At 67.7% G+C, this 12,789-nt stretch carries 4 protein-coding genes, 1 tRNA gene and 2 rRNA genes; 6 read left to right on the forward strand and 1 reads right to left on the reverse strand.

All coding sequences use genetic code 11. The features are described from left to right. From AB0O36_RS00005 to AB0O36_RS00020, 4 genes are all read left to right on the forward strand, one after another. Nucleotides 1-2,473 (forward strand): 23S ribosomal RNA (locus tag AB0O36_RS00005); the annotation flags it as partial. 91 nt (nucleotides 2,474-2,564) lie between these two features. Beyond that, a 5S ribosomal RNA gene (gene rrf, locus AB0O36_RS00010) occupies nucleotides 2,565-2,681 on the forward strand. 5 nt (nucleotides 2,682-2,686) lie between these two features. Further along, nucleotides 2,687-2,759, forward strand: a tRNA-Thr gene (locus tag AB0O36_RS00015). A gap of 96 nt (nucleotides 2,760-2,855) precedes the next feature. Continuing rightward, entirely contained in the window at nucleotides 2,856-3,503 is a 648-nt protein-coding gene (locus AB0O36_RS00020; RefSeq protein ID WP_365101665.1) for a hypothetical protein, read from the forward strand. On the opposite strand, the gene AB0O36_RS00025 is transcribed toward AB0O36_RS00020, so the two are convergent. Next, the gene (locus AB0O36_RS00025) at nucleotides 3,500-6,022 is read right to left on the reverse strand and encodes a SpoIIE family protein phosphatase (protein WP_365101667.1); all 2,523 of its coding nucleotides are present in this window, start codon (nucleotides 6,020-6,022) and stop codon (nucleotides 3,500-3,502) included. The two genes, AB0O36_RS00020 and AB0O36_RS00025, sit on opposite strands and share 4 nt — an antisense overlap. Nucleotides 6,023-6,247: 225 nt before the next feature. Between AB0O36_RS00025 and AB0O36_RS00030 the strand changes: the two genes are divergently transcribed. Together AB0O36_RS00030 and AB0O36_RS00035 are read left to right on the forward strand one after the other, a co-directional pair. Beyond that, nucleotides 6,248-11,773, forward strand: coding sequence for a HAMP domain-containing protein (locus AB0O36_RS00030; protein ID WP_365101669.1), 5,526 nt, complete (start codon nucleotides 6,248-6,250; stop codon nucleotides 11,771-11,773). A gap of 182 nt (nucleotides 11,774-11,955) precedes the next feature. Then, nucleotides 11,956-12,633, forward strand: coding sequence for a response regulator (locus AB0O36_RS00035; protein WP_365101671.1), 678 nt, complete (start codon nucleotides 11,956-11,958; stop codon nucleotides 12,631-12,633). The last annotated feature ends 156 nt before the right edge of the window (nucleotides 12,634-12,789 follow it).

The following is a 12,789-nucleotide window of genomic DNA, read 5'->3' on the forward strand; positions in this document are numbered from 1 at the left end:
TCTCGTGACTGCGTGCCTTTTGAAGAATGAGCCTGCGAGTTAGCGGTGTGTAGCGAGGTTAACCCGTGTGGGGAAGCCGTAGCGAAAGCGAGTCCGAATAGGGCGATTGAGTTGCACGCTCTAGACCCGAAGCGGAGTGATCTAGCCATGGGCAGGTTGAAGCGGAGGTAAGACTTCGTGGAGGACCGAACCCACCAGGGTTGAAAACCTGGGGGATGACCTGTGGTTAGGGGTGAAAGGCCAATCAAACTCCGTGATAGCTGGTTCTCCCCGAAATGCATTTAGGTGCAGCGTCGCGTGTTTCTTGCCGGAGGTAGAGCACTGGATAGGCGATGGGCCCCAACGGGTTACTGACCTTAGCCAAACTCCGAATGCCGGTAAGTGAGAGCGCGGCAGTGAGACTGTGGGGGATAAGCTCCATGGTCGAGAGGGAAACAGCCCAGAGCATCGACTAAGGCCCCTAAGCGTACGCTAAGTGGGAAAGGATGTGGAGTCGCAGAGACAACCAGGAGGTTGGCTTAGAAGCAGCCACCCTTGAAAGAGTGCGTAATAGCTCACTGGTCAAGTGATTCCGCGCCGACAATGTAGCGGGGCTCAAGCGTACCGCCGAAGTCGTGTCATTGCAGCAATAGGGCCAACGCCCGCTGTGATGGGTAGGGGAGCGTCGTGTGCCGGGTGAAGCAGCACCGGAAGGTAGTTGTGGACGGTTCACGAGTGAGAATGCAGGCATGAGTAGCGATACAAACGTGAGAAACGTTTGCGCCGATTGACTAAGGGTTCCTGGGTCAAGCTGATCTGCCCAGGGTAAGTCGGGACCTAAGGCGAGGCCGACAGGCGTAGTCGATGGACAACCGGTTGATATTCCGGTACCCGCTTTGAAACGCCCAATATCGAGCCCATTAATGCTAAGGCCGTGAAGCCGTTCCGGACCCTTCGGGGAATGGAAAGTGGTGGAGCCGCTGATCCAAGGTGGTAGTAGGTAAGCGATGGGGTGACGCAGGAAGGTAGTCCAGCCCGGGCGGTGGTAGTCCCGGGGTAAGGGTGTAGGCCGTGTGGTAGGCAAATCCGTCACACGTTAAGGCTGAGACCTGATGCCGAGCCGATTGTGGTGAAGTGGATGATCCTATGCTGTCGAGAAAAGCCTCTAGCGAGTTTCATGGCGGCCCGTACCCTAAACCGACTCAGGTGGTCAGGTAGAGAATACCGAGGCGTTCGGGTGAACTATGGTTAAGGAACTCGGCAAAATGCCCCCGTAACTTCGGGAGAAGGGGGGCCACGTCTGGTGATCGGATTTACTCCGTGAGCTGGGGGTGGCCGCAGAGACCAGCGAGAAGCGACTGTTTACTAAAAACACAGGTCCGTGCGAAGCCGTAAGGCGATGTATACGGACTGACGCCTGCCCGGTGCTGGAACGTTAAGGGGACCGGTTAGTGACCTTTCGGGGTTGCGAAGCTGAGAACTTAAGCGCCAGTAAACGGCGGTGGTAACTATAACCATCCTAAGGTAGCGAAATTCCTTGTCGGGTAAGTTCCGACCTGCACGAATGGCGTAACGACTTCTCGACTGTCTCAACCATAGGCCCGGTGAAATTGCACTACGAGTAAAGATGCTCGTTTCGCGCAGCAGGACGGAAAGACCCCGGGACCTTTACTACAGTTTGATATTGGTGTTCGGTTCGGCTTGTGTAGGATAGGTGGGAGACTTTGAAGCAGCCACGCCAGTGGTTGTGGAGTCGCCGTTGAAATACCACTCTGGTCGTGCTGGATGTCTAACCTCGGTCCGTGATCCGGATCAGGGACAGTGTCTGATGGGTAGTTTAACTGGGGCGGTTGCCTCCCAAAGGGTAACGGAGGCGCCCAAAGGTTCCCTCAGCCTGGTTGGCAATCAGGTGTTGAGTGTAAGTGCACAAGGGAGCTTGACTGTGAGACCGACGGGTCGAGCAGGGACGAAAGTCGGGACTAGTGATCCGGCGGTGGCTTGTGGAAGCGCCGTCGCTCAACGGATAAAAGGTACCCCGGGGATAACAGGCTGATCTTCCCCAAGAGTCCATATCGACGGGATGGTTTGGCACCTCGATGTCGGCTCGTCGCATCCTGGGGCTGGAGTCGGTCCCAAGGGTTGGGCTGTTCGCCCATTAAAGCGGTACGCGAGCTGGGTTTAGAACGTCGTGAGACAGTTCGGTCCCTATCCGCTGTGCGCGTAGGAATATTGAGAAGGGCTGTCCCTAGTACGAGAGGACCGGGACGGACGAACCTCTGGTGTGCCAGTTGTCCTGCCAAGGGCATGGCTGGTTGGCTACGTTCGGGAGGGATAACCGCTGAAAGCATCTAAGCGGGAAGCCTGCTTCAAGATGAGTATTCCCACCTCCTTGAGAGGGTAAGGCTCCCAGTAGACGACTGGGTTGATAGGCCAGATGTGGAAGCCCGGTAACGGGTGGAGCTGACTGGTACTAATAGGCCGAGGGCTTGTCCTCAGTTGCTCGCGTCCACTGTGTTAGTTCTGAAGTAACGAACTCGCCAGGTCTCTTCGGAGATCGGTTCGGCTTGAGTTCAACTTCATAGTGTTTCGGTGGTCATAGCGTTAGGGAAACGCCCGGTTACATTTCGAACCCGGAAGCTAAGCCTTTCAGCGCCGATGGTACTGCAGGGGGGACCCTGTGGGAGAGTAGGACGCCGCCGAACAACCCGCCCTTTTAGCTCAGTCGGTAGAGCGTCTCCATGGTAAGGAGAAGGTCAACGGTTCGATTCCGTTAAAGGGCTCTTGACAAAGAAAAGGCCCCCGCCTGTAGGCGGGGGCCTTTTTTGTTTAACCTCCTCGAGTACTGATCGTCAGAACCTGAGGGGGACCGACCGAGCATGGCTCACAGCACGCCGGCCGAGGCCGAGTTCGAGAACGCCTGGCAGACGGAGCACCACACCAGGGTGGAACTGCCGCCCGTGGACGTCAACGGGATCCTTGCGCAGAAGTACACGGGGCAGGATCTGCCGGTGCTGACCCGGACGCAGCTCTGGGACATGGAAGTGCGCAAGGCCGGCAACCCCGGCGCTTTCATTCCCCACGTGGTCCGGGAAGGAAGTGCCTCGGCCTGGCTGCCGGGGAATCCGGGGCAGCCGCTCGGCGACGAGTTCGTCCGCCGGTCCGACCAGCGGCTGTGGCTGCAGCAGGAGGAATACGGGCTGGTCCTGGAAGAGGTGTCGCTGAACCACGACCGGCAGGTCGTCACGTTCATCGGGCGGGCCGCCTTCGCGGGGCCGGACGGCGAACCGCTGCACGCCGATGCCCGGCAGCCGGTCTTCCACGTCCAGCACGGCACGGACGGTGCCGAGGAACACCCCTTGAACACCTGGCGCATCGTCCTGCTGACCGAGACGCCTGACGACCGCTTCGGGAAGTTCTTCGACGGCCTGGCCGCCGACCCGTACCTGCCGGAGTTCGTCGAGCACTACGTCCGCGACGTACTCGGCGTCGCCCTGGAGCGCCGGCCCTGGCCTGAGACTCCCTAGTCTCCCGTCCGCTGCTCCGGCACGCGGAACGCCAGGATGGCCATGTCGTCCGAGGCCGGCTCCGCCGCGAAGCGCTCCACCGCGCGCAGCACCCGGGAGGCGACCGCGCCGGCCGTCAGGCCCGTGCACGTGGTCAGGACGTCCGTGAGGCCGTCGTCCCCGAGCATCCGGGAGCCCTCCCTGCGTTCCGTGACGCCGTCCGTGACGCACAGCAGGACGTCGCCGGGGTCCAGGGTGAGGCTCTGCTCGTAGAGGTCCAGGTCGTCGATCACGCCCAGCAGCGGCTGCGGGTCGGCGGCCGGGAGGACCTGGCCGTCGGGGCGCAGGCGCAGCGGCAGCGGGTGCCCGGCGCAGACGACCTTCATCAGGGCGCCCCCGTTCGGCTGCGGGTGGAGCTCGCCGTACAGGAGGGTGAGGAAGCGGCTGCGGGCGCCCTCGTCGAGGATCGCCGCGTTCAGCCGCTCCAGCACCGCCGGGCCGCCCAGGCCCTCGCGGGCCAGGAGCCGCAGGGCGTGCCGGGCCAGGCCGGTCACCGCGGCCGCCTCGGGGCCCGTACCGCAGACGTCGCCGATGGCGAAGCCGTAGGCGCCGTCGCGGATCGGGAAGACGTCGTAGAAGTCGCCGCCGACCTCGTTGCCCTCGCCGGCCGCGCGGTAGATGACCTCCACCTCCATGCCGGGGATGGCGGGCGAGCCGGGCGGCAGCAGGCTGCGCTGAAGGGAGCGGCTGATGGCCGTGCGCTCCGAGTAGAGACGGGCGTTGTCGAGGGCGAGGGCGGCCCGGCGGGAGAGGTCCTCGGCGAGTTCGAGGATCTCCTGGCGGAAGTGCTCCTCGTGCGGGTTGCCCAGGGTGAGCATGCCGATGACGCGGTTGCGGGCCAGCAGCGGGAGGACCACGGTCTCGGCACGGACGGCGGTGGCCGCGGCCGACCAGGGGCGGGCACCGGTCTCGGTGACCGGCTCCGGCGGGTCGACCTCGGAGAGCAGGGCCTTCAGGCCGTCGATGCGGTCCTCGTCCTCGTGCAGGACGTACGAGAGGTAGGGCTCGGAGGCCGGGTCGGCGATGGTGTAGACGGCGCACCAGGTCGCCAGGGTCGGGACGGTCATCTGGGCCATCAGGGCCAGCGTCTGGTCCCGGTCCAGGGTGCCGGCCAGCAGGTCGGAAGCCTCGACGAGGAACGAGAGGGAACCGCGGCGCAGCCGTTCCAGCTCGCCGAGGCGGGCGGACTCGACCGCGAGGGCGATCCGGTCGGCGGCGAACTGGAGACGGAGGGCCTCGTCGTTGGAGTACCGTCCCGGGGCCTCCGCGGCCACGCCGAGGGTTCCGGTGAGCCGGCCCTCGACCTTGAGGGGAACGGTGACCACGGACCGCATGCCGGTGGTCTCCAGCAGCGGTACGGCGCCGGGGACGACCAGGAGGTCGTCGTGGACGGCGGGCATCCGGGCGGAGCCGAAACGGTTGGTGCCGGCCTCGACCGGGACGCGGGCGAACCGCTGGCGGGTCGAGGGCAGTCCGGTGGTCGCCCGGACCTCCAGCTCGGTCTCGTCGTCGGTGGCCAGCAGCAGGAAGGCGGCGTCGGCGTCGAGCATGTCGCGGGCGCGTTCCACGGTGCGCTGGAGCAGCCCGTCGAGGTCGTCCGGGGTGGGGGAGCCGATGAACACCTCGAAGGGGTCGGCGGCGCGCGGTTCGGCGAGCCGGCCGTCGTCGGCGGCGGGTACCCGGGTGGGGCTCTGCAGGACGGCCCGTTCGTCGTCGTGGACGAGGAGGCAGACCGTGGAGGGTTCGCCCTCGGCGTCGCGGACCCGGAGGTGGGAGGCGTAGACGGGGATCACGCGGCCGTCGGCGCCGCGGATGCCGTAGCTGCCCTCCCAGCGGGACAGGCCGAGTGCCTCGGCGATGCCGGTGCCGGTGCCGGGGGTCTGCGGCCAGGCGGCCAGCTCGGCCAGGGGGCGGCCGACGGCCTTCGAGGCGGGGTGGCCGAAGATCTGCTCGGCGTCCTCGTTCCAGGAGATGACGACGGCGTCGGTGTCGACCTGGACGACCGCCACGCGGACCCGGCTCTGGGTGAGCGGCAGGAGCCGGTCGGGGACCACGGGACCGGCCGAGCGGGTACCGACCGGCCGGTCGGGCAGGTCGAGGCGGAACCAGACCCGCTTGCAGGTGGCGGTGTACTCCACGCCCCAGCGGGAGGCCAGGGCGGCGCACAGCAGCAGGCCGCGGCCGTTCTCCCGGTCGGGGTCGGCGTAGGAGCGGTCGTGCGGCAGGACGGGCAGCTCGCGGTCCGGGTAGCGGTCGGCGACCTCCACGCGTACGTTGTCGCCGCTGCGCAGGCAGAGGACATCGGCGCGGGTGCCGGCGTGGACCACCGCGTTGGTGACGAGCTCGCTGGTGAGCACCACCGCGTCGTCGACGACGTCCGCGAAGCCCCAGCCCTGGAGGGTGTCGCGGACGAAGGCGCGGGCGGACGCGACCGAGCGCCCGACGGGATCGAAGCTGGCAGCCGCCCTGGCCGTGATCACGGGACTCCTCAGACAGTGGACAGTCGGACGCCAGCGTAATTGCCCCGCCCTCGGTACGGGTGCAGTCCCCCGCGAATCCACCCGCAGGGTGTGGGTGGTGTGCGAAGGTACCGAAGCGTTATGGCCGGGTTCCGGCGTGATGAAACACTGGGCAGGCTTGGAAGGCCTGCCGGTGCGCACCACCTGTCCGGCAGAGCGGCGGTCGACCCTTTCGGGAGGGACACGGTGGAGTCTGGCGGAGCGGCGCGACGTACGGGAACGCGCGCGAAGGGCGGACGGGCCCGGCGCGGCGGGACGACGGAGGTCGACAGCGCCGCGTTGAACAGGCTGCTGACCGCTCTGGTGTCCATGCGCGACGGGAACTTCCGGAAGCGGCTGACGGTCTCCGGCGACGGGGTGATGGCGGAGATCGCCGCCGTCTACAACGAGGTCGCCGACCGCAATCTGCACCTGAGCGGGGAGCTGTCCCGGGTGCGGCGGATGGTGGGGCGCGAGGGCAAGCTGAGCGAGCGGCTGGAGACGGGGGCCTGCGAGGGTGCCTGGGCGGCCGCGATCGACGCCTCCAACCAGCTGGTGGAGGACCTGGCCCGGCCGGTGTCGGAGGTCGGGCGGGTGCTGTCGGCGGTCGCCGAGGGCGACCTGCAGCAGCGGATGGACCTGCGGACCCAGTCGCCGGACGGAGTGGGGCACCCGCTGCGCGGGGAGTTCCTGAAGGTCGGGCGTACGGTCAACAACCTGGTCGACCAGCTGTCGGCGTTCACCGACGAGGTGACGCGGGTGGCGCTGGAGGTGGGCACCGAAGGGAAGCTCGGCGGTCAGGCCCAGGTACGCGGTATGTCCGGTTCCTGGAAGGACCTGACCGATTCCGTCAACACCATGGCGTACCGGCTCACCGCCCAGGTGCGTGACATCGCGCTGGTGACCACGGCGGTGGCCAAGGGCGATCTTTCGCGGAAGGTCACGGTTCACGTGGCCGGCGAGATGCTGCAGCTGAAGAACACCGTGAACACGATGGTGGACCAGCTGTCCTCCTTCTCGTCCGAGGTGACCCGGGTGGCCCGCGAGGTGGGTACCGAGGGCGAGCTCGGCGGTCAGGCCCAGGTGCCGGGCGTGGCCGGCGTGTGGAAGGACCTGACCGACTCCGTCAACACGATGGCGGGCAACCTGACGGCGCAGGTGCGCGGGATCGCGCAGGTCACGACGGCCGTGGCGAACGGCGACCTGACCCGGAAGGTCACGGTCAGCGCGCGCGGCGAGGTGGCCCAGCTGGCCGAAACGATCAACCAGATGACCGATACCCTGCGCACCTTCGCCGACGAGGTGACCCGGGTGGCCAGTGAGGTCGGTGCCGAGGGCCTGCTCGGCGGTCAGGCGCAGGTGCCGGGTGCGGCGGGTACCTGGAAGGACCTCACCGACTCGGTGAACACGGTCTTCCGGAACCTGACCACGCAGGTGCGGGACATCGCCACCGTGACCACGGCGGTGGCCAGCGGCGACCTGTCGCAGAAGGTCACGGTGGACGTGGCCGGCGAGATGCTGGAGCTGAAGAACACCGTCAACACGATGGTGGACCAGCTGCAGGCCTTCGGAGCCGAGGTGACCCGGGTGGCCCGCGAGGTGGGCGTCGAGGGCGAGCTCGGCGGTCAGGCGCAGGTGCCGGGTGCGGCGGGTACCTGGAAGGACCTCACCGACTCGGTGAACACGGCCTTCCGCAACCTCACCGGGCAGGTCCGCAACATCGCCCAGGTGACCACGGCGGTGGCCAACGGTGACCTGTCGCAGAAGGTCACCGTCGACGTGTCCGGCGAGATGCTCCAGCTGAAGAACACCGTGAACACGATGGTGGACCAGCTGTCCTCGTTCGCCGACCAGGTGACCCGGATGGCCCGGGACGTGGGTACGGAGGGCCGGCTGGGCGGCCAGGCGCGGGTGGAGGGGGTGTCCGGCACCTGGAAGGAACTCACCGACTCGGTGAACTTCATGGCCGGCAACCTGACCTCGCAGGTGCGGCAGATCGCCCAGGTGACCACGGCGGTGGCGCGCGGTGACCTGTCGCAGAAGATCGACGTGGACGCGCGCGGGGAGATCCTGGAGCTGAAGAACACCATCAACACGATGGTGGACCAGCTGTCGGCCTTCGCCGAGCAGGTGACCCGGGTGGCCCGGGACGTGGGCACCGAGGGCCGGCTGGGCGGTCAGGCGCAGGTGCCGGGCGTGGCCGGCGTGTGGCGTGACCTCACCGACTCGGTGAACGGCATGGCGGGGAACCTGACCTCGCAGGTCCGCAACATCGCCCAGGTGGCGACGGCGGTGGCGCGCGGTGACCTGTCGCAGAAGATCGACGTCGATGCGCGCGGGGAGATCCTGGAGCTGAAGAACACCATCAACACGATGGTGGACCAGCTGTCCTCGTTCGCGGACCAGGTGACGCGGGTGGCCCGTGAGGTGGGTACGGAGGGCATCCTCGGCGGCCAGGCGGAGGTGAAGGGTGTCTCCGGCACCTGGAAGGACCTCACCCAGTCGGTGAACTTCATGGCCTCCAACCTGACGTCGCAGGTGCGGCAGATCGCCCAGGTGACCACGGCGGTGGCGATGGGCGACCTGTCGAAGAAGATCACGGTGGACGCGAAGGGCGAGATCCTGGAGCTGGTCACCACCGTGAACACGATGGTGGACCAGCTGTCCTCGTTCGCCGAGCAGGTGACGCGGGTGGCCCGCGAGGTGGGCTCGGAGGGCATCCTCGGCGGGCAGGCGCGGGTGCGCGGGGTCACCGGCATCTGGAAGGACCTCACCGACAACGTCAACACGATGGCCGGCAACCTGACCGCGCAGGTGCGCGGGATCTCGCAGGTCTCGGCGGCGGTGGCCAACGGCGATCTGACCAAGAAGGTCACCGTCGAGGCGCGTGGTGAGGTCGCGCAGCTCGCGGAGACGGTCAACACGATGGTCAACACCCTGTCCTCGTTCGCCGACGAGGTGACCCGGGTGGCCCGCGAGGTGGGCACGGAGGGCCGGCTGGGGGGTCAGGCGCACGTCCCCGGGGTCTCCGGCACCTGGAAGGACCTCACCGACTCGGTGAACTTCATGGCCTCCAACCTCACCGGGCAGGTGCGGCAGATCGCCATGGTCACGACCGCCATCGCCAAGGGCGACCTGACCAAGAAGATCGACATCGACGCGCGCGGGGAGATCCTGGAGCTCAAGACCACCATCAACACGATGGTGGACCAGCTGTCCTCGTTCGCGGACCAGGTGACACGGGTGGCCCGTGAGGTGGGCACCGAGGGCATCCTCGGCGGTCAGGCCCGGGTCCGGGACGTCGACGGCACCTGGCGGGACCTCACCGAGTCGGTGAACGAGATGGCCGGGAACCTGACCCGGCAGGTGCGGGCGATCGCCGCGGTGGCCACCGCGGTGACCCGCGGCGACCTGAACCTGAAGATCGACGTGGACGCCGCGGGCGAGATCCAGGACCTGCAGGACAACATCAACACGATGATCGCCAACCTGCGGGACACCACCCTGGCCAACAAGGAGCAGGACTGGCTCAAGGGCAACCTGGCCCGCATCTCCGGTCTGATGCAGGGCCGGCGGGAGCTGGACGACGTGGCCTCGCTGATCATGAGCGAGCTGACGCCGGTGGTGTCCGCGCAGGCCGGTGCGTTCTTCCTGGCCGTGCCGTCCGGCGGTGCCGACGGGATCGGCTCCGAGGGCACCGAGGACGGCTCGTACGAGCTGCGGATGCGCGGGAGTTACGCCTACGCCCCCGGGCTGATGCCGACCTCGTTCCGGCCGGGGGAGGGGCTGATCGGGATGGTGGCCGAGGAGAAGCGGACCATCCTGGTCGAGAACACCCCGCCCGGCTACCTGAAGATCTCCTCGGGTCTGGGCGAGGCGCCGCCGGCCCACGTGATCGTGCTGCCGGTGCTGTTCGAGGGGAAGGTGCTCGGCGTGATCGAGCTGGCGTCCTTCCAGCCCTTCACGCAGATCCAGAAGGACTTCCTCAGCCAGATCGCCGAGATGATCGGTACGAGCGTCAACACCATCAGCGTCAACTCCCGTACGGAGGTGCTGCTGAAGCAGTCGCAGGAGATGACCGAGCAGCTGCGGGAGCGCTCCGACGAGCTGGAGAACCGTCAGAAGGCGCTGCAGGCGGCCAATGCCGAACTGGAGGAGAAGGCCGAGCTGCTGGCCCAGCAGAACCGCGACATCGAGGTGAAGAACACCGAGATCGAGGAGGCCCGGCAGGTGCTGGAGGAGCGCGCCGAGCAGCTCGCGGTCTCGATGCGCTACAAGTCGGAGTTCCTCGCCAACATGTCGCACGAGCTGCGGACCCCGCTGAACTCGCTGCTGATCCTGGCCAAGCTGCTCGCCGACAACGCGGACGGCAACCTCTCCCCGAAGCAGGTGGAGTTCGCCGAGACCATCCACGGCGCCGGCTCCGACCTGCTGCAGCTGATCAACGACATCCTGGACCTGTCGAAGGTCGAGGCGGGCAAGATGGACGTCTCGCCGACCCGGATCGCCCTGGTCCAGCTGGTGGACTACGTGGAGGCCACCTTCCGGCCGCTGACCGCCGAGAAGGGCCTGGACTTCTCGGTGCGGGTGTCCCCGGAGCTGCCGGCCACCCTGCACACCGACGAGCAGCGGCTGCTCCAGGTGCTGCGCAACCTGCTGTCGAACGCGGTGAAGTTCACCGACAACGGTGCGGTGGAACTGGTCATCCGGCCCGCCGGGTCGGACGTGCCGCAGGCCATCCGGGAGCAGCTGCTGGAGGCCGGTTCGCTGCGGGAGGCGGACGCCGACCTGATCGCGTTCTCGGTGACCGACACCGGGATCGGCATCGCGGCCGGCAAGATGCTGGTGATCTTCGAGGCGTTCAAGCAGGCCGACGGGACGACGAGCCGGAAGTACGGGGGCACGGGTCTGGGCCTGTCGATCAGCCGGGAGATCGCCCGGCTGCTGGGCGGCGAGATCCACGCGGCGAGCGAGCCGGGCCGCGGCTCCACCTTCACGCTGTACCTGCCGCTGCACCCCAGCGAGCTGCCCCCGCAGGGCTACGCGCCGCCCGCGCCGGGCGGCCGGGCCGACCTGTACGGCCGGCCGCCGGTGGAGCGGGCGGCGGTCTACGGCCCGGCGGCCGGGTCCGCTCCGGCCCTGGCGCACGTACAGGTCCCGCAGGCGGTGCCGCCGGCCCTCGGGCAGGCGGACGGGGCCGGGGTGTCCGCCGCGCCCGCACACGGCAGTGCCTCGCTGTTCCGGCGGCGCCGGAAGGCGCTGGGGGAGCCGCTGCCGCGGCCGGAGCTGCCGGGCCAGCCCGGCGCCGAGGCGTGGCTGCCGGAGGAGGAGCCGGCGGCGGCGCGGACGTACGACTTCCGGGGCGAGAAGGTGCTGATCGTCGACGACGACGTCCGCAACGTGTTCGCGCTGACCAGCGTGCTGGAGCAGCACGGGCTCACCGTGCTGTACGCGGAGAACGGGCGGGAGGGCATCGAGGTGCTGGAACAGCACGACGATCTGACCGTGGTGCTGATGGACATCATGATGCCCGAGATGGACGGGTACGCCACGACCGCGGCGATCCGGCGGATGCCCCAGTTCGAGGGACTGCCGATCATCGCGCTGACGGCGAAGGCGATGAAGGGGGACCGGGAGAAGGCGATCGACTCCGGGGCCTCGGACTACGTCACCAAGCCGGTGGACCCGGACTACCTGCTGTCCGTCATGGAGCAGCACATGCGGGCGGAATAGGCGTTGCGACCAGGCACGTCGGCGGGCGGGCGGACGGGGAACCATCGGCCCGCCCGCCGCGTTTCCGCTACGTGCACAGTGACATCTTGGTGACAGGGTGTGGCGATCTCGGGACTGGGGCTACGATGACCGGCACAAGGACGGGCCGGGGAGGCCCCATGCCGGGGCGAGGAGGACAAGGCATGGTGCAGAAGGCCAAGATCCTCCTGGTCGACGACCGGCCGGAGAATCTGCTGGCGCTGGAGGCCATTCTTTCCGCGCTCGATCAGACCCTGGTCCGGGCGTCGTCGGGGGAGGAAGCGCTCAAGGCACTGTTGACGGACGACTTCGCGGTCATCCTGCTGGACGTGCAGATGCCCGGGATGGACGGGTTCGAGACCGCCGCGCACATCAAGCGCCGGGAGCGGACCAGGGACATTCCGATCATCTTCCTGACCGCGATCAACCACGGTCCGCACCACACGTTCCGCGGGTACGCGGCGGGGGCGGTGGACTACATCTCCAAGCCCTTCGACCCGTGGGTGCTGCGGGCGAAGGTCTCGGTGTTCGTCGACCTGTACACGAAGAACTGCCAGCTCCGCGAGCAGGCGGCGCTGCTGCGGCTGCAGCTGGACGGCAGCCCGAACGGCTCGGAGAGCAAGGAGGCGGCGGGCCTGCTGGCCGAACTGTCGGCGCGGCTCGCGGCCGTCGAGGAGCAGGCCGAGGCGCTCACCAAGCAGCTCGGCGAGGAGGCGGCGGACGCCTCGGTGGTGGCCACCGCCGCGCACCTGGAGCGCAAGCTGACCGGGCTGCGGCGGGCGCTGGACGCGCTGGAGCCGGGAGCCGGCGGTACGGCTCCGGTGCTGCCCGCGCAGACCTGAGGGCGTACGGCGGACCCGGCCTACGGCCTACGGCCGGGCCGGGAGCCCCTCCTGAGGGACGGTCAGTTCCGACCGGGCGTCACATCACCCGCTCCGGGGCCGACACGAACGGGTGAAGGGGTGGGCACGCGTGTCCACCGGCGTGCACACCGGTAA

The sequence above is a fragment of the Streptomyces sp. NPDC089799 genome (assembly GCF_040684755.1).
Lineage (GTDB): Bacteria > Actinomycetota > Actinomycetes > Streptomycetales > Streptomycetaceae > Streptomyces.

Coding starts and splice junctions, on each gene's coding strand:
- AB0O36_RS00020 (WP_365101665.1), top strand. CDS start 2,856: ATGGCTCACAGCACGCCGGCCGAGGCCGAGTTCGAGAACGCCTGGCAG.
- AB0O36_RS00035 (WP_365101671.1), top strand. CDS start 11,956: ATGGTGCAGAAGGCCAAGATCCTCCTGGTCGACGACCGGCCGGAGAAT.